The following is an 18,332-nucleotide window of genomic DNA, read 5'->3' on the forward strand; positions in this document are numbered from 1 at the left end:
CCGTTCAGACGCGGGCGAGACGCGCCGAGGCGTGCGCCCGCAGAGGTGTGCCGAGGGCGGCGATGTCCCACGCCCACAGCAGGTGCCCGTCGACGAGTCCGTACATCCGCGAGGCGGAGCCGTAGTCCTTGGCACCGGCGCCGCGCACGATCGCGTCCGACGCGAGGTCGACCCGCGGTCCGTTGATCTCGCCGAGGTAGTACTCGAGCATGCCGTCCGAGCGCGCCAGCGACACCTCGAGCGGGAACGCGCCGTTGTCCGACCGCAGCGCCTCCACGTCGTCGACCGTGCGGGTGACGGGGGTCGCCGTCGGCGGCAGCAGCGCCGGTCCCGCGTCGGTCGCCGCGGCCGGACGCGCCAGACGCCAGAAACCGGACTCGGCGGTCAGCGGGACGGCGGGCGCACCCTCGTCACCGACGAAGGTCGCCGTGGCCGCGTAGTTGAGGAACGGTCCCCCGTCGTGGCTGAAGCTGACGCGATGCGTGAACTCGCCCTGCAGACGCTCCTCGCCGACCGGGTAGTCGATCACCCCGGAACCCTCCCACACGCCGATGAGCCACGCCAGCGGGGCGAGGTCGGCGGGAAGGTCGGTGGGGAGTTCGATCATGTCGTCAGCGCTGGCCGCGGAAGAGGTTGCGCAGCACCACGGCCGACACGAAAACGATCGCGAGGCTCGCCAGGCCGAGCAGGCCGATGAAGAAGATTTCGAGCGCCATGATGTCCATGACCTCCACCTTACCCCCGGCGATCCGGGTCAGGAGGGGATGAGGGCGGCCAGGCCGAAGCCGACCGAGATGATCCCCATCAGCAGCAGCGCACCGGTCACGCTGCTCGCGACGCGGAAGATGAAGCCCTGCGTGCGCCCGTACCAGAGCTGCACGGCGAAGGACAGCAGCACCACCGCCCCGAAGCCGACCAGCATCCAGGGGATGCGCCACTCCTCCGGAGCGAAGATCCCGATGACGATGCTGCCGACGAACGCGGTCGCCCAGACCGCGATGACGCCGGTGAAGGCGTTGCGGGGCGCGAGTGCCGGTTCTGACATGTCTCCATTCTTGCGCATCGGTGGCCGCTATCATGGCGGCACGGCGTCGATCCCCCGCCGGTGAGGAGTGCGCGTGGCCCTGGTGCTGGTTCTGACCAATGCTCCGCTCTCGGAGCAGGTGCTGCCCGCCCTCGAGCTGCTGAGCCATCGCACGCGGCAGATCCCGGCGGAGCCGGCGCAGCTGATCAATGCCCCGGAGTACGACATCGTGATCGTCGACGGCCGCCACGACCTCGTCGGGGCGAAGTCGCTGTGCCGACTGCTGCGGGCCACCGGACAGGACGCACCGCTCCTGCTCGTGGTGACCGAGGGCGGCATGAGCGCGCTGTCGGGCGAGTGGGGCATCGACGACGTCCTGCTGGCGACGGCCGGTCCCGCGGAGATCGACGCACGCGTGCGTCTGGCGCTCGCACGACGGGACGAGGTCGCCGAACCGGCGCGCGTGCAGGCCTCCGGCGTCACGATCGACGAGCAGTCCTACTCGGCCAAGCTCCACGGGCGGCCGCTGGACCTCACCTACAAGGAGTTCCAGCTCCTGCACTTCCTCGCCACCCACCCGTCCCGGGTGTTCACCCGCGAGCAGCTGCTCAGCGAGGTGTGGGGGTACGACTACTTCGGCGGCACCAGGACCGTCGACGTGCACGTGCGACGGCTCCGCGCCAAGCTCGGCGATCAGGAGCAGATCATCGGCACCGTGCGCAACGTCGGGTACCGCTTCAACGTCTACGAGGACGACAGCCTGGTCGGCTCGCGCTGACCGCCGTTCACACGCCCGACACCTGCCGGTGCTTAGATGTACCCCATGATCGATCCCGCACTCGCCGACGCCGGACTCGGTGACGCCGAAGACGACGACTTCGACGACGCCGTCGAGGCGCCGGACTCGCAGCTCCCCGACCATCGCTACCTGGACCGCGAGCTGAGCTGGCTCGCGTTCAACCAGCGGGTGCTCGAACTCGCGGAGGACCCGTCGCTGCCGGAGCTGGAGCGGGCGAACTTCCTGGCCATCTTCGCCAGCAACCTCGACGAGTTCTTCATGGTGCGCGTGGCCGGTCTCAAGCGGCGCATCATGACCGGTCTCGCCGTGCCCACCAACATCGGACGCTCCCCCGTCGACGCCCTCGCCGACATCTCGCGCGAGGCGCACGCCCTCCAGCTCCGCCACGCGGACGCCTGGACGAAGCTCGTCCGCCCCGCCCTCGCCGACTCCGGCATCGAGATCACGGAGTGGTCGGATCTCACCGACGACGAGCGGAGCGCGCTGTCCGACTACTTCGGCGCACAGGTCTTCCCGGTGCTGATGCCGCTGGCGGTCGACCCGGCGCACCCGTTCCCCTACATCTCCGGGCTCTCCCTGAACCTCGCCATCCGCATCCGCAACGCGCGGACCGGCCGCCAGGAGTTCGCCCGCCTCAAGGTGCCGCCCATGCTGCCGCGCTTCGTCGAGGTGCCGTCCACCGGCGAGATCAAGCGCTTCCTCCGCCTCGAGGAGCTCATCGCCAACCACCTCGGCGACCTGTTCCCCGGCATGGAGGTGCTCGACCACCACGCGTTCCGCCTCACCCGCAACGAGGACGTGGAGATCGAGGAGGACGAGAGCGAGAACCTCATCCAGGCGCTGGAGGCCGAGCTGCTGCGCCGCCGGTTCGGGCCGCCGATCCGGCTCGAGATCACCGACGACATGGACGAGGTCACGATGGACCTCCTCGTGCGCGAGCTCGACATCACCGACCAGGAGGTCTACCGCCTCCCCGGGCCGCTCGATCTGCGCGGCCTCTTCGATCTGTCGCGCATCGATCGCCCCGATCTGCGGTACCCGCCGCACCTCCCCACCACCGCGGTGGCCTTCCAGCCGACGGGCTCCAACACCCGTGCGGACATCTTCAAGGCGATCCGGAAGTCCGACGTGCTCGTGCACCACCCGTACGAGTCCTTCACCACGAGTGTCCAGGCGTTCCTGGAGCAGGCCGCCCGCGACCCGCACGTGCTCGCCATCAAGCAGACGCTGTACCGGACGTCCGGCGACAGCCCCGTCGTGCAGGCCCTCATCGACGCCGCCGAGGCCGGCAAGCAGGTGCTCGCGCTCGTCGAGGTGAAGGCCCGCTTCGACGAGGCCAACAACATCGTGTGGGCGCGCAAGCTCGAGAAGGCCGGCGTGCACGTGGTGTACGGCCTCGTCGGGCTCAAGACCCACTGCAAGCTCGCCCTCGTGATCCGCGAGGAGGAGGGCAGACTCCAGCACTACTCGCACGTCGGCACCGGCAACTACAACCCGAAGACGAGCCGCATCTACGAGGACTTCGGTCTGTTCACCGCCGATGCCCAGGTCGGCAAGGACCTCACCCGGCTGTTCAACGAGCTCAGCGGCTACGCGATCGAGAAGAAGTTCAAGCGTCTGCTCGTCGCCCCGCTCCACCTCCGCAAGGGCCTCGTGCGGCTGATCGACGCCGAGCGCCGGATCGCCGAGTCGGGCAAGCCCGCGCACATCCGCATCAAGGTCAACTCGATGGTCGACGAGGAGATCATCGACGCCCTCTACCGCGCCAGCGCCGCAGGGGTGAAGGTCGACGTGTGGGTGCGCGGAATCTGCAGCCTGCGGCCCGACCTCGACGGGATCAGCGACAACATCACCGTCCGCAGCATCCTCGGCCGCTACCTCGAGCACTCGCGCATCTTCACGTTCGAGAACGACGGCGACCCGCAGGTGTACATCGGCAGCGCCGACATGATGCACCGCAACCTCGACCGGCGCGTCGAGGCCCTGGTGCGGGTCACCGACCCCGCGCACCTCAAGGAGCTCACCGCCTTCTTCGACCTGGCGATGGACGATCGGACATCGTCGTGGCACCTCGGCCGCGACGGCGTGTGGGAGCGCCACGCCGTGGATTCCGACGGCAAGCCGCTCACCGACCTGCAGGATAAGACCATGGGGATGATCCAGCGACGTCGTCGGGCGCGGGCGGTTCGATGACGGCGCGGCAGGTCCAGCTCCCGCCATCCGCGGCCGACGCGAAGTGGGCGGACAAGGCCGTGTACGCGGCCGGCGCCGTCGTGTGGCGCCTCGTCGACGGCAAGCTGCGGATCCTGCTCATCCACCGCACGAAGTACCGCGACGTCACCCTGCCGAAGGGCAAGGTCGACCCGGGCGAGATGCTCGCGGAGACCGCCGTCCGCGAGGTGCACGAGGAGACCGGCATCCGCGTGGCCCTCGGCGTGCCGGTCGGGATCAGCCGCTACCACCTCGCGTCCCGCAAGCAGAAGGTGGTGCACTACTGGGCTGCCGAGGCGACGGACGCCGCGATCCGCGCGTCGACCTTCGTACCCAACCGCGAGATCGCCGCCCTCGAGTGGGTCAGCGTGAAGAAGGCCCGTGCCGCGCTGAGCTACCCCGTCGACCTCGAGATCCTCGAAGCGTTCGCGGCCCTCGTCGACGACGGCGTGCTGCGGACCTTCCCGGTGATCGCCCTCCGGCACGCGAAGGCCCTTCCCCGTTCGGAGTGGGACAAGGCGGACGCGGCCCGGCCGCTCACCGACCGCGGGAAGCGCCAGGCCAAGGCCATCGTCGGACCGCTCCGCGCTTTCGGCGTGCGCAAGATCGTCACCAGCGACGCGGTGCGCTGCGTGCAGACGGTCACGCCGCTCGCCAAGGCCCTGGACCGCAAGCCGGTCCTCACCGAGAAGATCAGCCAGGACGCCTGGGAGGACGGCGTCGCCGATCTCCGCTCCGTCGTCGGCCGCCGCATCCGCGCCGGCAAGCCCGCCGTGCTCTGCAGCCACGGCCCGGTGCTGCCTGCGCTCCTCTCGGAGATCGCCCTCGCGACCGGCACCGTGCACGGCTCGTACGTCGGCAGCGCCGCCGATCTGGAGACCGGCGCGTTCTCCGTGGTGCACGTCTCGGCGACCAATCCCGGCTCCGGCATCATCTCGATCGAGACCCACGCCCCCAAGGTCTGACCCTCCCTCGTTCGAATCGCGCACTTCGCTGCATCTCGGCCGGGGATGGCGCAGATCGGGCGATTCGAAACGGAGGGGGCCGCGCGGTGACGGGGATCGGCTCCAGAGAGTCGCCGGTCGTTCACCTGCCGTTCACCTGCGCGGGAGAGTCTCGTTAACCGTCGCCCCTAGCGTCACTGTGTGCCCTGCACCGGGCCCCACCCCTCCAAGATCGAAGGATCCACAGTGAAGATCTCCCGAATCGCACGAATCGGCGCCATCGGCGCCGTCGCCGCTCTCGCCCTCGCCGGCTGTGCCGCGAACGAAGGCGGAGCCGGCGGCTCCAGCGAAGAGCCCTCGGAGTCCACGCTCTCCGGCACGATCGACGCGACCGGCGCGTCCTCGCAGACCGCAGCCCAGGAGGCCTGGGTCGCCGCCTTCCAGACCGCCAACCCCGACGTGACGGTCAACTACGAGCCCACCGGCTCCGGCACCGGCCGCGAGAACTTCCTCGAGGGCGGCAGCAACTTCATCGGCTCGGACCGCGCGTTCAACGACGAGGAGCTCGCCGCCGGCGGCTTCGGCGCCTGCACCACCGACGACATCGTCGAGGTCCCCCTCTACATCTCCCCCGTCGCCGTCGCGTTCAACCTCGAGGGCATCGACACGCTGAACCTCGACGCCGCCACGATCGCGGGCATCTTCGCCGGCACGATCACCAACTGGAACGACGAGGCCATCGCCGCCCTGAACGACGGCGTCGAGCTCCCCGACCTGGCGATCTCGCCGGTGCACCGCTCCGACCCCTCGGGCACGCAGGAGACCTTCGCCAAGTACCTCAGCGCGACGGCCCCCGACGTCTGGACCTACGAGGTCTCCGACGAGTGGCCGATCCAGGGTGGCGAGGCCGCTCAGGGCACCTCGGGTGTGAAGCAGGCCCTCACCGCCGGCAACGGCGCGATCGGCTTCCTCGACGCCTCGCAGGCGGACGGCCTCGGCCAGGTCGCCGTGGGCGTCGGCGAGGACTTCGTCTCCTACTCGGCCGAGGCCGCCGCGAAGCTCGTCGAGGGCTCGCCGCTCGCCGAGGGACGCGGCGAGGGCGACCTCGTCTTCGACGTCGACCCGGCCGCCGCCGCGGACGGCGCCTACCCGATCGCCCTGGTCAGCTACCTCATCGGCTGCGAGCAGTACGAGGACAGCAACGTCGCGGAGCTCGTGAAGGAGTACTTCACGTACATCGCGAGCGCCGAGGGCCAGGACGCCGCCGCCGAGAACGCCGGCAGCGCCCCGATCTCGGACGGCCTGCGCGAGCAGGTCCAGGCCGCGATCGACCTCATCCAGGTCGGCTGATCCTGCCGATCCACTGACGACGGTGCCCCCGCGTCCCCGAGCGGGCGCGGGGGCTCCGCCAGGTCAGCACCCGATCCATCTCCACCCGGCCCGAAACAGGGAGATCATGAGCACGACCGCGCAGGAGCCGACAACGGCACCGGCACCGACACCGGCGCCGCCCACACCGATCAAGGCCAAGCAGCGCCTCGGCGACCGGGTCTTCTCCGGCACCGCGCTGGCCGCCGGCATCATCATCCTGATCGTGCTGGCGCTCGTCGCCGCCTTCCTCATCATCCAGAGCCTGCCGGCCTTCCAGCTCGACACCACCGACAACCACATCCTCCGGGGCGAGTCGTTCTGGGTGTACGTCTGGCCGCTCGTCTTCGGCACCCTCTGGGCCTCGTTCATCGCCCTGCTGATCGCCGCCCCGATCGCCATCGGCATCGCGCTCTTCATCTCGCACTACGCCCACCGGCGGCTCGCGTCGTTCCTCGGCTACATCATCGACCTGCTCGCCGCCGTGCCCTCCGTGGTGTTCGGCCTCTGGGGCGGCCTCGTGCTCGCCCCCATGCTCCAGCCGATCTACGTGTGGCTCAACGAGAACGCCTCGTGGGTGCCGTTCTTCGGCGGGCAGGTCTCCGCGACGGGCAAGACCATCCTCACCGCCGCCCTCGTCCTCGCCGTGATGTGCATCCCGATCATGACCGCCATCTGCCGCGAGGTCTTCCTGCAGACCCCCAAGCTCCACGAGGAGGCGGCCCTCGCCCTCGGCTCCACGCGCTGGGAGATGGTCCGCATGGCCGTCCTCCCCTTCGCCCGCGGCGGCATGGTGTCGGCGGCGATGCTGGCCCTCGGCCGCGCGCTCGGCGAGACGATGGCCGTGACGATGGTGCTCTCCCCCTCGGCGGTCGTCAGCTTCCTCGTGCTCACCGCCACGAACCCCACGCCGATCCCCGCGAACATCGCCCTCGCCTTCCCGGAGGCGCACGGCACCGGTGTGAACACGCTGATCGCGACCGGCCTCATCCTCTTCGTCGTGACCTTCGCGGTCAACGCGCTGGCGCGCTGGATCGTCGCCCGCCGCGCCGAGTTCTCGGGAGCGAACTGACATGACCGCCCTCACCAGCGCTCCGCCCGCCGCGAGCACCACCGCCCTCACCTCCGGCCGCCTGCCGAAGTGGGCTCCGTGGGCCCTCCTCGGCGTCTCGTTCGTCGTGTCCGCCGCCGTCTTCGGTGTCGCCGCTGCCGGCTCGGACACCCCGCTCGCCGACTTCAACATCGCGGGCACCGTCGTCGTCGGCATCCTGCTCTACATGGTGATCATCACGGTGATCTCCTCCATCGCGGAGAGCCGTCGCAAGGCCGTCGACCGCCTGATGACGGCCCTCGTCGCCACGGCCTTCCTCATCGCCCTGCTGCCGCTGATCTCCCTGCTGTGGACCGTGGTGGCGAACGGCCTCGAGCGCTTCGACGCCGAGTTCTTCACCTACTCGATGCGCAACGTCGTCGGTGAAGGCGGCGGTATCGTGCACGCCATCTGGGGCACGGTCCTCATCACGCTGACGGCCACGATCATCTCGGTCCCGGTCGGTCTGATGACCTCGATCTACCTGGTCGAGTACGGCCGCGGCAAGATCGCCAAGGCCATCACGTTCTTCGTCGACGTGATGACGGGCATCCCCTCGATCGTCGCCGGTCTGTTCATCTACGCGGTGTTCGCCCTCCTGATCCGTCCCGGGATCTCGATGGGCTTCATGGGCGCTCTCGCCCTCGCCGTGCTGATGACGCCTGTCGTGGTGCGCGGCAGCGAGGAGCTGCTCCGGATCGTCCCGAACGAGCTGCGCGAGGCCTCCTACGCCCTGGGCGTGCCGAAGTGGCTCACGATCCTCAAGGTCGTCCTGCCCACCTCGATCGCCGGCATCATGACCTCGGTCATGCTCGCCATCTCCCGCGTGATCGGCGAGACCGCCCCGCTGCTGCTCACCGCCGGCTTCACGCAGAGCCTCAACACGAACATCTTCGACGGTCAGATGATGACCCTCCCGGTGTTCGCCTACAACCAGTACATGAACCAGGGCACGAGCCCGGACGCCGCCGTCGCGCGCGCCTGGGCCGCCGCCCTCACCCTCATCCTCATCGTCATGGTGCTGAACCTGCTCGCCCGCCTGATCGCGAGGCTGTTCGCCCCGAAGGTCAACGGCCGCTGAGCGCCCGACCACTCAGAATAGGAATTCACGTGTCCAAGAGCATCGAAGTCAACGACCTCAACGTCTACTACGGCAACTTCCTCGCGGTCGAAGGCGTCTCCCTCGACATCCAGCCGCGCAGTGTCACGGCCTTCATCGGCCCGTCGGGCTGCGGCAAGTCCACCTTCCTCCGCACCCTCAACCGCATGCACGAGGTGATCCCCGGAGCCCGCGTCGAGGGCGAGGTGCTGCTCGACGGCAAGGACCTCTACGGCGCCGGCGTGGACCCGGTGCTCGTGCGTCGCCAGGTCGGCATGGTGTTCCAGCGGCCGAACCCGTTCCCCACGATGTCGATCAAGGAGAACGTGCTCGCCGGCGTGAAGCTCAACAACAAGCGCATGTCGAAGAGCGAGCAGGACGACCTCGTGGAGAAGTCGCTCACCGGCGCGAACCTGTGGAACGAGGTCAAGGACCGCCTCGACCGTCCTGGCTCCGGGCTCTCGGGCGGCCAGCAGCAGCGTCTCTGCATCGCCCGCGCGATCGCCGTCTCCCCGGAGGTGCTGTTGATGGACGAGCCGTGCTCCGCCCTCGACCCCATCTCGACCTACGCGATCGAGGAGCTGATCGGCGAGCTCAAGAACGAGTTCACGATCGTCATCGTGACGCACAACATGCAGCAGGCGAGCCGGGTCTCCGACAAGACCGCGTTCTTCAACATCGCCGGCACCGGCAAGCCCGGAAAGCTCATCGAGTACGACGACACGACGAACATCTTCACGACCCCGTCGGTGCAGGCCACAGAGGACTACGTCTCCGGCCGTTTCGGCTGACCCGCACTCTCTTCGGTCTTCGGGCCCGGACGCCTCGCGTCCGGGCCCGTTCTCGTCTCCGTCCGTCCCGCCGGAGGACTCAGTCGCGCGGGGAGAGGAGGTAGGCGTTGAGGTCGTCCGTGAGGGCGGCGTCCACGGCGACCGGCGTGCCGTCGATCGCGGTGATGGCGGTCGCGAGACGCACGCTCGACACGAGCCATGCGGCGTCGGCCCGCGTCAGATCGGCGGCGGGAATGCGGTCGTACCCGACCTCGAAGCCCCGCGCGAGAAGGTGGTCGTAGACGCTGAGCTGCGTGGTGCCATGCAGGATCCCGCCGTTCGGGGCCGGGGTCGTGAAGCGGTCGCCGAAGCGCAGGATGAGGGAGGCCGTCGGAGCCTCCAGCACGAAGCCGTCGCTCGACAGGAAGATCGCGTCGTCGGCTCCGCGGCGCTTGGCCTCGCGCAGGGCCGCCATGTTCACGGCGTAGGACAGCGTCTTCGCTCCGAGCAGCAGCCAGGGCGCCCGTTCTGCCGCGCCGAGGTCGTATCCGCGGTCGAGGGTGACGACTTTGACGCCGTTCCGCCGTACCGCCGCGAAGTCCGCCGCCGGAGCCGCCGTGACCCAGGCGGTCGGCGTCGGCCCGTGCTCGACGCCGCGACTGAGGATCAGCTTGATGACCGACTCCCCCGCGTCGAGCTGTGCGGCGGCCTGCTGGATCGCCTGCCGCCACTGCTCCTGGTTCGGCACCGGGAGGTCGCAGAGTCGCGCCGAGTGCGCAAGGCGTTCCAGATGCGGGACGACCTCCTGCGCATGTCCGTCGATCACGCCGATGGACTCGAACACGCCGTCGCCCCGTTGCGTGCTCAGCTCGCCGACACTGAGGGCGGGGGCCGCGGCGTCCACCTGCGTGAACGTGTCGGCGTAGTCGGCACGCTGCTCGTCGGCGGCGACGGGATCGATCATGAGGGCGAAGCGACGGGTCATGTCACCGAGCCTAGGCCGCCGGGAATACCCACCGCGTCCTCGCGTTACACTGGAGTGGCCGGGCCGCATAACCCCGGGCTCCAATTTTCGCCGCTGCGAGCGGCCTTCCGCCGAGAGGCGTTCTTGCGGCCCGGTCTTTCTCTGTCCGGACGCCGTCCCGCCCGCTCGGACTCAGGCCAGGGCGCCGGTGCGCCACAGGGCCGCCGACGCCGCGAGGTCCTGGGCATAGCTGCTCAGCCGCAGCGCCCGCGTGGTGAGCTCGCTCGCCCGGGCGGGCTCCGTGGGCTCGTAGTCGTCGGCGGTGTGCGTCGCCCCCGAGGCCTGGACGCGGCAGAACGCCGCCGCCCGCTCCAGCGCCACGGCGAAGTCGCCGCGGAAGGCGCCGCGCAGGATCGTGTCGATGAGCGCGACGAGCTCGTCCGGGCTCGCCGGCACGGGCGCCCCGGCGACCACGGCGTCGGCCGACGGCAGCTCGACCCGTCCCCGGTCATAGAGAAGGGCCGCGGTGCGCGGATCGCCGTGGATCGCGAGCTGGAGCACGTACAGCCGCCACAGCGACCCGGGGAGGGTGCGCGACGGCGCCTTCGACCACAGCTCCGCGATCTCGTCGATGCCGTGCTCGCTCGTGAAGGCGATCAGCCGCTCGACGCTCGCCCCGCTCTCGTCCTCGCGGACGCGGGTCAGCAGCGCGGAGGCGGTGGCGTGTGCGACACGCGTCTCCTCGGCGGGATCATGGGCGCCGACGATGTTGTCGAACGCGCTCGTCGGACGACGCACGGGGCGGTGGTGCTGCTCGGGCATCCCTCCAGGGTACGCCCCGCCTCCGACGCTCAGGCCGTCGGGATGACGATCACCGGGTCGGTCGTGGGGAGCCCGGACGGCGATCCGCCCTCCTGCTCGACCGTCACCGCGATGGCGTCGCCCGCCTGCATCTCGCCCTCGAGGAGCGCGGTGGCCTCTCCGTCGTCGACGTCGAACACACCCGCGGCGATGGGATCCTCCCCGCGCACGAACCACAGCTCATAGGTCTTGCCGTCCGCTACCTCGGGCAGTCCGTCCGTGACGAGCACGGCCTTGCCGACCGAGCCCGACCAGTGCGCCGTCGCCGTCGCGCCGTCGTCGAGCTCGACCGTCGCCGTCTGCGCGTCGCCCGCGGATTCGATCTCCTGCAGCGCGACGACACTCGCCGGGCGGTTCAGCTGGTCGTTCAGAGCGACCGCACCGATCCCGACGCCCACGAGGAGCGCGAGGCATGCGGCGAGCGCGAAAGCGAGCCGGGTCCAGCGGCGAGCCGGAGCGGGAGCGGCGGCACCGGAGGCAGGGCTCTCGTCCGCGGGTCCGTCGGGCTCGCCCGAGTCGGACGAGGATTCCGCGGCGCCGCCCTGCGGAGTCTGGGCGATCTGCGCGAGCAGAGCCGCACGGATGCCGGCGGGCGGAGCGACCGGGGCCACGCCGTCGGCGAGGAGAGCGGCCGTCTGGGCGTCGGTGTCGTCCTGCGCCGCCCACTCCGGGTGCTCGGCGAGGGCACGGCGGTACCGGCGCTCGTCGTCCGCCGAGAGCGCGTGGAGCGCGGCACCTGCCGCGAGTTCCGCGAAGTCCTTCTCGTTCATGCCGTCACCCCCATCGCCGTGCGGAGCCGGGTCAGCCCGTCTCTCATCCGTGTCTTGATCGTGCCCAGCGGTGCTCCCACGAGCGCCGCGATCTCGTTCTGACTGTAACCGCCGTAGTAGGCGAGGACGAGCGCCTCCCGCTGCGCCTCCGGAAGCCCCGCCAGCGCCGCGACGACCCGCTCTCCCTCGATCCCCAGCTCCACCCGTTCCGCCACGCTGTCGTGCGCGACGCCGAGGTCCTTGAAGCCCGCGCGTACGTCCCGGTCCGCACTCGACTGCGAAGCCCGCACCCGATCCACGGCCCGGCGATGCGCGATGGTCATCACCCAGGTTCGTCCCTGTCCCTTGTTCGGAGCGAACCGGGAAGCGGATTGCCAGATCTCGAGGAACACCTCCTGCAGCACTTCCTCGCTCTGCGCGCGGTTCACGAGGACGCGCAGGATGAGGCCGAACACACGGGAGGAGAGGGAGTCGTACAGCGCAGCGAAGGCAGCCTGATCACCGGAGGCGACGCGGACGAGGAGGTCGGCGACAGCATCCTGCGGCGCCGTCCCGTCCTCGGGGACGTCCATCCCATCGATGACCATCTCCATAAGCATGCCGTATCTCCTCCCTCTTCCCGTGCAGACGTCACCCGAATGTGAACGAATACACCTCGACGCCGGTGGGGACCTCGAGCGTGAACGTGCCCTTCTCGATGTCATCCTGCTCGAGCAGGCCGTAGGAGCGTGGCGTCCCGTCGATCCGGATCGTCTGCGCGTTCCCGTCGGCGTCGGTGACCACCACCTCGCCCGACCCCGCGACGACCATGCGCACCTCGGCCGCGCGATACTGCAGCCGGATCCGCGCGTCCTCAGCGGTCGGCGTGACGTACTGCGTGTCCACGGTCCAGTCGCCGTCCAGGGCGAAGCTGTCGTCGGGCTGGTCATCGGGGAAGCGGAAGCTGCCGTCGCCGCGGCGGTACTCGTCGCCGCCGCCGTAGTTGACGTCCTTGGAGGAGCCGAGGAAGGTCTCCCGGGTCGTGGCTCCCACCTCAGGGGTCTCGTCCTTCACGTCCGTGGCGGCGGGCAGCTCGACGTCGGGGTCGGCGTCCTGCAGCAGCTCCCGGATCATCGCCTCGGTGGCGGCGTAGTTGCCCTCGCCGAAGGAGATGTGGCGGACGGTCCCCTCCGCGTCGATGAGGTAGTGCGCGGGCCAGTACCGGTTGCGGTAGTTGGTCCAGGTGGAGAGGGTGTTGTCGAGAGCGACCGGGTACTCGATGCCGAAGTCGCGCGCGCCCGCCGCGACGTTCCCCGGATCCTTCTCGAACGCATACTCGGGCGAGTGGATGCCGATCACCTGCAGCCCCGCGTCCCGGTAGGCCTCGTCCCAGGCCACGACGTGCGGGATGGAGCGCTGGCAGTTGATGCAGGAGTACGCCCAGAAGTCGATGAGGACCACCTGTCCGCGCAGGTCTTTCAGGTCGATCGCCTCCCCGTCCGGGGTGTTGAGCCACTGCTGGATCCCCTTGATGGAGGGCGCCGTCCCGCAGGACTCCAGCTCGGTCGCGCCGTTCGTGCACTTGTCGAGGTCCTTGTTCTCCTCGTTCACCAGGCCGCCGAGGTCGAGGGCGTCCTGCACCTGCTCGGAGTCGGCGATCTGCTCCTGCAGCGGCGCGGTGTAGTCCGGGAGCAGACGCTGCAGCGCCTGCGGCACGTTGAAGACGAGTCCCACGGCGAGGGCGATCATCGCCACGCCGGCGGCGATCCGCAGCGCGCGCTCCTTCGTCCGGAAGGCCCGGATGCGCTCGATGACGCTGCGACCCGCGAGTGCGAAGACCAGCAGCGGCACCGCGACGCCGATCGCGAAGGAGACGGTGAGGAGCACGGTGCCCACGCCGATCTGCCCCGTGGAGCCGGCGACGATGATGGCCGCGAGGACCGGGCCCGCGCAGGGGACGAACACGGCCCCGAGAGCGAGGCCGACGCCGAAGCCGTTGCCGCGGTTCTTCACCTCGCGCTGTCCGAAGCGCTGGAACGGCCGCTCCAGGATGTGCTGGAACCGCGGCACGATGAGCCCCACCCCGATGACGACCAGCACGGCGATGCCGACCCAGCGGATGATGTCCTGCGGCAGGTTCAGCAGGCCCAGCAGGAGCGACCCGGCGAGCGTCACGAGCGTGAAGCTCAGCACGAGGCCGGCGATGACGAAGTAGGGGCGGCTGCGCTTCGCCGGCACCGCCTCCCCCTCGTAGGACGCCGACTGGGCACCGCCGGTGAGGAAGATCACCGGGAGCACGGGCAGGATGCACGGCGAGATGCCGGTGATGAGCCCGCCGAGCAGGCCGATGATGATCAGGTCCATGAGGTCCTCGTCTCTGTCGGGTGCTGTTCGCGCCGACCCCCCGCAGCGGATTGGATCGGATCCGATTTCGGAGAATCTCGAAATTCCTCCCATCCGATCCGCAGAGGCTTCCGAACAGCCCTCGACGCCACGGAGAGGCCGTGGCCGGAGTTTCGAAGGAGCTCGACATGTTCAGCACCAAGAAGAAGGTCACCGCAGCAGTCACCCTGGGTCTGGCGAGCGCATTCCTGCTCTCGGCATGTTCCATGGGCAGCGGAACGAGCACGGAGGAGTCGTCGGAGCCGACGACGCCGGAGACGTCGGAGTCGACGCCGATGGAGATGGACCCCGCGGCGAACCTCGTCGGCCCGGGCTGCGCGGCGTACGCGGAAGAGGTCCCGGACGGCGCCGGTTCCATCCAGGGCATGTCCCAGGACCCGGTGGCGGTCGCCGCCTCGAACAACCCCATGCTGACGACGCTCGTGTCGGCGGTGAGCGGTGAGCTGAACCCCGACGTGAACCTCGTCGACACGCTCAACGGCGACGAGTTCACCGTGTTCGCGCCGGTCGACGACGCCTTCGCGAAGATCGACCCCGCGACCATCGAGACGCTGAAGACCGACAGCGACCTGCTGACCTCGATCCTCACGTACCACGTGGTCCCCGGCCAGATCGAGCCGTCCGACATCGAGGGCATGCACACCACCGTCCAGGGCGCCGACCTCGAGGTGACCGGCAGCGGTGACGAGTGGATGGTCAACGACGCCAACGTCATCTGCGGCGGCGTGCAGACCGCGAACGCGACCGTGTACCTCATCGACACGGTCCTGATGCCCCCGGCTGAGTAAGCCAGGGACGGTGCCGGCGACCCGACCGGCACACGGCCTCCCCTGTTGTCAGGAGGGACACGGGGCAGGTGAAGGGGCCGTCGGCGGCTGTGGCGCCGACGGCCCCTCGTCGTGCGCCCCCTAGACTGGGAGCACGGGCCTCTAGCTCAGTTGGCAGAGCATCGGACTTTTAATCCGCGGGTCGTGGGTTCGAGCCCCACGGGGCCCACCGCATCCTCAGTCGTCGCCGCCGACGTTCCCGGCGAGCAGGTCGTCGCGGATCCCCGCGACGCCGTCCGGCAGCGTCTCGCCGTGCATCACGAAGTCCGGCGCCTCCGGGCTTCCCCCGATGCCGCAGACGGCGACGTTGTCCTGACCGTCGATCGTCTCCGGGACGGCCACGAACCACACCGCCGACTCCTCCAGCCACTCCGTGGTCGCCATGTCGGCGAAGAACGTCGCATCCGGCGAGATCGAGCGGATCTTCTCGGTGCAGAGCGACACGAGCTGCCCCTTCGCGAAGGTGCCGGCGGCCGGGGGCGAAGACGTTTCCGTGGGCGTCGGGGCCGTGGTCGGGGCGGGCGAGGACGACGGCGTCGCCGAGGCGCTGGACGTCGCGGTCGGCGCCGGTTCCGGAGCGGGTGTGCAGCCCGCGAGCACGACCAGCACCGGCAGGAGGAGGAGAGCAGGACGGAGGCGCATGTCTGGATCGTATCGAGTCGACCGCGCCGCCCCGCGCCGACGCGGCTGTGCTGTATCACCCTCGCCGACGGCTGGCCACCCCCTGGCGAGGTCTGATGCGCTGGGAGAGGGTCGAGGAGTCCCCGGAACAGGGCGACTTCCCACCGAAAGGACGGACCATGACTCTCACCGGAAACCGCGTGGCATTCCTGGCGACGGACGGCTTCGAGGACAGCGAGCTCACGAGCCCCTGGGAGGCGGTGACGACGGAAGGCGCGAGCGCCACGCTCATCGCCCCGGACGGAGCGGCGATCACCGGCAAGAACGGTCACGAACAGGCCGTCGACCTGAAGGCCGCGGACGCCAGCGCCGACCAGTTCGACGCGCTCGTGCTGCCGGGCGGCGTGGTGAACGCCGACCACCTCCGCATGGATCAAGCCTCCATCGACCTGGCCCGCGCGTTCTTCGAGCAGCACAAGCCCGTGGGCGTGATCTGCCACGGCGCCTGGATCCTCATCGAGGCCGGTGTCGTCGACGGTCGGACCATCACGAGCTACCCGAGCCTGAAGACCGACCTCCGCAACGCCGGCGCGAGCTGGGTGGACGAGGAGGTCGTGGTCGACGAGGGTCTCGTGTCGAGCCGCACCCCCGATGACCTCCCGGCATTCAACGCCAAGCTCGTCGAGGAGATCGGCGAGGGCAAGCACGCAGGGCAGACCGCCTGACCCTCAGCTGACCCGCGCCCGATGGCGCCGCACGGCCGCCCGGTTCGCGCACCTCACGGAGCAGAACCGCTGGCGGCCGTTGCGCGTCACGTCCGCGACGACGTTGGTGCACGGCGGCGCGTCACAGCGCCCGAGTCGGTTCATCCCCCGGGTCACGAGGTGCAGCGCCGTGCCGAGGTTGATGATCGCGCGCAGCACGAAGGGCAGCGAGCGCACGTCGTCCCGGTAGTGCAGGTGCCAGCCCTCGTCATCGTGATTGGTGAGCCGCGGATAGGCACCCGCGGTGGCGAGCTGATCGTTGAGCAGGGCGGCCCGCGCATCGGGGTCCTCCTCATCCACGATGGCCAGCCAGTCGTCGATCACGGCGCGCACCTGCGCGTGGTCGTCGGGGGCCGGCGGAAACGTCTGCGTCATCCCGAGCGCGAGCGACCGCTCCTCGATGCCCGCGCGATCGGCCGGCCAGTCGTTCGCGAGGGAGGCGGCGAGGAGCACCGCGTACTCACCGTAAGGGTTGAGATGCATAAGACCATTACATCACGCTGGTCCCATGACCTCCTCCGACACCCTCCCGATCCCCCGGCTCGCCTCCGCCGACGACATCCACGAGCACGCCTGGCTCGTGGAGTCGCGTCACCCCACCAGCGAGGGCGTCGTCGTCTACGTCCGGTGCGCGGGCTGCGACTCCCGCCGGGTCGACCTCGCCACGCATACCCCGATGCCGCCGACCGCGCTGAGCCGGGCCGTGGTCACGCCGTCAGCGCGATGAGCTTCCGCACGCTGCGGAGGTTGCGCGCCGTACCGGGAACGCCGAGCGCCCGGTCCAGGACGGCCTTCGTGAGCTTCGTCGTGTGCACCCCGCCGGGGGCGTAGTCGATCCACAGATCGTGTCCGACCAGGGCGAGACGCTCCCCCGGGACGAGGCGCTCGTGCAGCGCCTCGAGGGCGCCCGCGGCGGGAGCGCCCTCGAGGAACATCGCGTGCACGAGCTTCAGCTCCCCCTCCGGGAAGGGCTGGGCCGCTTCGGACTCGGCGAGCTCGGTGTGCGTGCGGTGGATCACCGGAGTGTCGACGCCGAACTCCGCCGCGATGAGCGCACGGATCGACGCGCAGGCCGCCGCGGGTTCCCGCGGCGTCGCGCAGAGGATGTTGCCGCTCGCGATGTAGGTGGAGACGTCCTCCAGGTCGGTCGCGGCGGCGAGCACCTCCCGCAACCGCGCCATCGGCACGCGGTTGCGTCCGCTCACGTTGACCGCGCGGAGGAGGAGGACGCTGCGGCTCACGCCTCCGAGCTCTCGAGGAGCTCGGCACCGGCGTGCGCGAGCTCGGCGAGGGCCGCGGCACTGGATTCGGGCGCGACTCCGGCGACCAGGTCGGTGAGGACGCGGACGTGGACGCCGTGGGCGATCGCATCGAGTGCGGAGGCACGGACGCAGTGGTCCGTGGCGATGCCGACGACGTCGGCCGTCACGACGCCGGCCGCGCTCAGCACCGCGGCGACCGTCGCCCCGTCGTCGGTCACCCCCTCGAACATCGAGTAGGCCGGACGGCCCTGTCCCTTGCGCATGTGATGGGTGACGCCGTCGGTCACGAGCAGCGGGTCGTAGTCGGCTCCGGCCGTGCCGGCGACGCAGTGCACGGGCCAGGAGTCGGTGTAGTCCGGGATCGTGGAGAAGTGGCCGCCGTTGTCGCCGTCGGGATCGTGCCAGTCCCGGGAGGCCACGACGACCTCGTAGTCGTCGGCGTGGGACGCGAGGTAGGCGGAGACGGCGGCGGCCACCGCGTCACCGCCCGCAACCGCGAGGGCACCGCCCTCGGTGAAGTCGTTCTGCACGTCGACGATGAGAAGCGCTCTGCTCATGCTCCGAGCGTACGCCCCG

Annotated in this window: 21 protein-coding genes and 1 tRNA gene; 11 read left to right on the plus strand and 11 right to left on the minus strand. The window is 70.0% G+C overall.

Annotation, left to right across the window (positions count from 1 at the left end; genetic code table 11):
• Positions 1–4: 4 nt before the first annotated feature.
• A complete protein-coding gene (locus tag D8M34_RS05655) occupies positions 5–607 on the minus strand; it encodes an FABP family protein (protein ID WP_025104300.1) in 603 nt (200 codons plus the stop codon).
• A 147-nt stretch (positions 608–754) separates the two neighbouring features.
• Entirely contained in the window at positions 755–1,045 is a 291-nt protein-coding gene (locus D8M34_RS05660) for a hypothetical protein (protein ID WP_062636289.1), read from the minus strand.
• A 73-nt stretch (positions 1,046–1,118) separates the two neighbouring features.
• Between D8M34_RS05660 and D8M34_RS05665 the strand changes: the two genes are divergently transcribed.
• The 7 genes from D8M34_RS05665 to pstB all read left to right on the plus strand — a co-directional run bounded on the left by D8M34_RS05665 (position 1,119) and on the right by pstB (position 9,326).
• Positions 1,119–1,802 (plus strand): winged helix-turn-helix transcriptional regulator, encoded by a 684-nt coding sequence (locus tag D8M34_RS05665; protein WP_025104297.1) that lies wholly within the window; start codon positions 1,119–1,121, stop codon positions 1,800–1,802.
• 45 nt (positions 1,803–1,847) lie between these two features.
• Entirely contained in the window at positions 1,848–4,016 is a 2,169-nt protein-coding gene (locus D8M34_RS05670) for an RNA degradosome polyphosphate kinase (protein WP_126893374.1), read from the plus strand.
• A complete protein-coding gene (locus D8M34_RS05675) occupies positions 4,013–4,999 on the plus strand; it encodes an NUDIX hydrolase (RefSeq protein WP_126893375.1) in 987 nt (328 codons plus the stop codon). The genes D8M34_RS05670 and D8M34_RS05675 overlap by 4 nt, the downstream gene beginning before the upstream one ends.
• Positions 5,000–5,224: 225 nt before the next feature.
• Positions 5,225–6,328, plus strand: coding sequence for a phosphate ABC transporter substrate-binding protein PstS (locus D8M34_RS05680; RefSeq protein WP_085606224.1), 1,104 nt, complete (start codon positions 5,225–5,227; stop codon positions 6,326–6,328).
• 106 nt (positions 6,329–6,434) lie between these two features.
• A complete protein-coding gene (pstC, locus tag D8M34_RS05685; protein WP_060923075.1) occupies positions 6,435–7,418 on the plus strand; it encodes a phosphate ABC transporter permease subunit PstC in 984 nt (327 codons plus the stop codon).
• Between the two features lies 1 nt (position 7,419).
• Positions 7,420–8,517 carry a phosphate ABC transporter permease PstA gene (pstA, locus tag D8M34_RS05690; RefSeq protein WP_126893376.1) on the plus strand — a complete coding sequence of 366 codons (1,098 nt, stop codon included), beginning with the start codon at positions 7,420–7,422 and terminating at the stop codon, positions 8,515–8,517.
• Positions 8,518–8,546: 29 nt separating this feature from the next.
• A complete protein-coding gene (pstB, locus tag D8M34_RS05695; protein ID WP_062636281.1) occupies positions 8,547–9,326 on the plus strand; it encodes a phosphate ABC transporter ATP-binding protein PstB in 780 nt (259 codons plus the stop codon).
• A gap of 79 nt (positions 9,327–9,405) precedes the next feature.
• Here the strand turns inward: pstB and D8M34_RS05700 are convergent, their stop codons facing one another.
• The 5 genes from D8M34_RS05700 to D8M34_RS05720 form a co-directional block, all read right to left on the minus strand.
• Positions 9,406–10,290 carry an aminodeoxychorismate lyase gene (locus tag D8M34_RS05700; protein ID WP_126893377.1) on the minus strand — a complete coding sequence of 295 codons (885 nt, stop codon included), beginning with the start codon at positions 10,288–10,290 and terminating at the stop codon, positions 9,406–9,408.
• Between the two features lie 171 nt (positions 10,291–10,461).
• Complete coding sequence (locus D8M34_RS05705; RefSeq protein WP_060923078.1) at positions 10,462–11,091, minus strand: hypothetical protein; 630 nt, start codon at positions 11,089–11,091, stop codon at positions 10,462–10,464.
• Positions 11,092–11,120: 29 nt separating this feature from the next.
• Positions 11,121–11,900, minus strand: a complete 780-nt coding sequence (locus tag D8M34_RS05710; RefSeq protein WP_126893378.1) for an anti-sigma factor — start codon at positions 11,898–11,900, stop codon at positions 11,121–11,123.
• The gene (gene sigK / locus D8M34_RS05715; RefSeq protein ID WP_172400107.1) at positions 11,897–12,499 is read right to left on the minus strand and encodes an ECF RNA polymerase sigma factor SigK; all 603 of its coding nucleotides are present in this window, start codon (positions 12,497–12,499) and stop codon (positions 11,897–11,899) included. Before sigK ends, D8M34_RS05710 begins: the two co-directional genes overlap by 4 nt.
• Positions 12,500–12,530: 31 nt before the next feature.
• A complete protein-coding gene (locus tag D8M34_RS05720) occupies positions 12,531–14,243 on the minus strand; it encodes a cytochrome c biogenesis protein DipZ (RefSeq protein ID WP_126893379.1) in 1,713 nt (570 codons plus the stop codon).
• Between the two features lie 167 nt (positions 14,244–14,410).
• Here D8M34_RS05720 and D8M34_RS05725 point away from each other — a divergent pair, with 167 nt between their 5' ends.
• Positions 14,411–15,070 carry a fasciclin domain-containing protein gene (locus D8M34_RS05725; protein ID WP_025104285.1) on the plus strand — a complete coding sequence of 220 codons (660 nt, stop codon included), beginning with the start codon at positions 14,411–14,413 and terminating at the stop codon, positions 15,068–15,070.
• Positions 15,071–15,205: 135 nt separating this feature from the next.
• Positions 15,206–15,278, plus strand: a tRNA-Lys gene (locus tag D8M34_RS05730).
• An 8-nt stretch (positions 15,279–15,286) separates the two neighbouring features.
• Here D8M34_RS05730 and D8M34_RS05735 read toward each other — a convergent pair.
• Positions 15,287–15,751 carry a hypothetical protein gene (locus D8M34_RS05735; protein WP_126893380.1) on the minus strand — a complete coding sequence of 155 codons (465 nt, stop codon included), beginning with the start codon at positions 15,749–15,751 and terminating at the stop codon, positions 15,287–15,289.
• 158 nt (positions 15,752–15,909) lie between these two features.
• Here D8M34_RS05735 and D8M34_RS05740 point away from each other — a divergent pair, with 158 nt between their 5' ends.
• Positions 15,910–16,455 carry a type 1 glutamine amidotransferase domain-containing protein gene (locus D8M34_RS05740; protein WP_025104283.1) on the plus strand — a complete coding sequence of 182 codons (546 nt, stop codon included), beginning with the start codon at positions 15,910–15,912 and terminating at the stop codon, positions 16,453–16,455.
• Positions 16,456–16,458: 3 nt separating this feature from the next.
• On the opposite strand, the gene D8M34_RS05745 is transcribed toward D8M34_RS05740, so the two are convergent.
• Positions 16,459–16,977, minus strand: coding sequence for a CGNR zinc finger domain-containing protein (locus D8M34_RS05745; RefSeq protein ID WP_085606238.1), 519 nt, complete (start codon positions 16,975–16,977; stop codon positions 16,459–16,461).
• 25 nt (positions 16,978–17,002) lie between these two features.
• Here D8M34_RS05745 and D8M34_RS05750 point away from each other — a divergent pair, with 25 nt between their 5' ends.
• Positions 17,003–17,221 carry a hypothetical protein gene (locus tag D8M34_RS05750; RefSeq protein ID WP_025104281.1) on the plus strand — a complete coding sequence of 73 codons (219 nt, stop codon included), beginning with the start codon at positions 17,003–17,005 and terminating at the stop codon, positions 17,219–17,221.
• On the opposite strand, the gene D8M34_RS05755 is transcribed toward D8M34_RS05750, so the two are convergent.
• Complete coding sequence (locus D8M34_RS05755) at positions 17,202–17,735, minus strand: DUF1697 domain-containing protein (RefSeq protein ID WP_085606239.1); 534 nt, start codon at positions 17,733–17,735, stop codon at positions 17,202–17,204. The two genes, D8M34_RS05750 and D8M34_RS05755, sit on opposite strands and share 20 nt — an antisense overlap.
• Positions 17,732–18,313, minus strand: coding sequence for an isochorismatase family protein (locus tag D8M34_RS05760; RefSeq protein WP_126893381.1), 582 nt, complete (start codon positions 18,311–18,313; stop codon positions 17,732–17,734). Before D8M34_RS05760 ends, D8M34_RS05755 begins: the two co-directional genes overlap by 4 nt.
• Positions 18,314–18,332 lie beyond the last annotated feature (19 nt).

Source organism: Microbacterium sp. HSID17254 (assembly GCF_003989315.1).
Classification (GTDB): Bacteria; Actinomycetota; Actinomycetes; order Actinomycetales; family Microbacteriaceae; genus Microbacterium.

Coding starts and splice junctions, on each gene's coding strand:
- D8M34_RS05655 (WP_025104300.1), bottom strand. CDS start 607: ATGATCGAACTCCCCACCGACCTTCCCGCCGACCTCGCCCCGCTGGCG.
- D8M34_RS05660 (WP_062636289.1), bottom strand. CDS start 1,045: ATGTCAGAACCGGCACTCGCGCCCCGCAACGCCTTCACCGGCGTCATC.
- D8M34_RS05670 (WP_126893374.1), top strand. CDS start 1,848: ATGATCGATCCCGCACTCGCCGACGCCGGACTCGGTGACGCCGAAGAC.
- D8M34_RS05675 (WP_126893375.1), top strand. CDS start 4,013: ATGACGGCGCGGCAGGTCCAGCTCCCGCCATCCGCGGCCGACGCGAAG.
- pstC (WP_060923075.1), top strand. CDS start 6,435: ATGAGCACGACCGCGCAGGAGCCGACAACGGCACCGGCACCGACACCG.
- pstA (WP_126893376.1), top strand. CDS start 7,420: ATGACCGCCCTCACCAGCGCTCCGCCCGCCGCGAGCACCACCGCCCTC.
- D8M34_RS05700 (WP_126893377.1), bottom strand. CDS start 10,290: ATGACCCGTCGCTTCGCCCTCATGATCGATCCCGTCGCCGCCGACGAG.
- D8M34_RS05705 (WP_060923078.1), bottom strand. CDS start 11,091: ATGCCCGAGCAGCACCACCGCCCCGTGCGTCGTCCGACGAGCGCGTTC.
- D8M34_RS05710 (WP_126893378.1), bottom strand. CDS start 11,900: ATGAACGAGAAGGACTTCGCGGAACTCGCGGCAGGTGCCGCGCTCCAC.
- sigK (WP_172400107.1), bottom strand. CDS start 12,499: ATGCTTATGGAGATGGTCATCGATGGGATGGACGTCCCCGAGGACGGG.
- D8M34_RS05720 (WP_126893379.1), bottom strand. CDS start 14,243: ATGGACCTGATCATCATCGGCCTGCTCGGCGGGCTCATCACCGGCATC.
- D8M34_RS05725 (WP_025104285.1), top strand. CDS start 14,411: ATGTTCAGCACCAAGAAGAAGGTCACCGCAGCAGTCACCCTGGGTCTG.
- D8M34_RS05735 (WP_126893380.1), bottom strand. CDS start 15,751: ATGCGCCTCCGTCCTGCTCTCCTCCTCCTGCCGGTGCTGGTCGTGCTC.
- D8M34_RS05740 (WP_025104283.1), top strand. CDS start 15,910: ATGACTCTCACCGGAAACCGCGTGGCATTCCTGGCGACGGACGGCTTC.
- D8M34_RS05745 (WP_085606238.1), bottom strand. CDS start 16,977: ATGCATCTCAACCCTTACGGTGAGTACGCGGTGCTCCTCGCCGCCTCC.
- D8M34_RS05750 (WP_025104281.1), top strand. CDS start 17,003: ATGACCTCCTCCGACACCCTCCCGATCCCCCGGCTCGCCTCCGCCGAC.
- D8M34_RS05760 (WP_126893381.1), bottom strand. CDS start 18,313: ATGAGCAGAGCGCTTCTCATCGTCGACGTGCAGAACGACTTCACCGAG.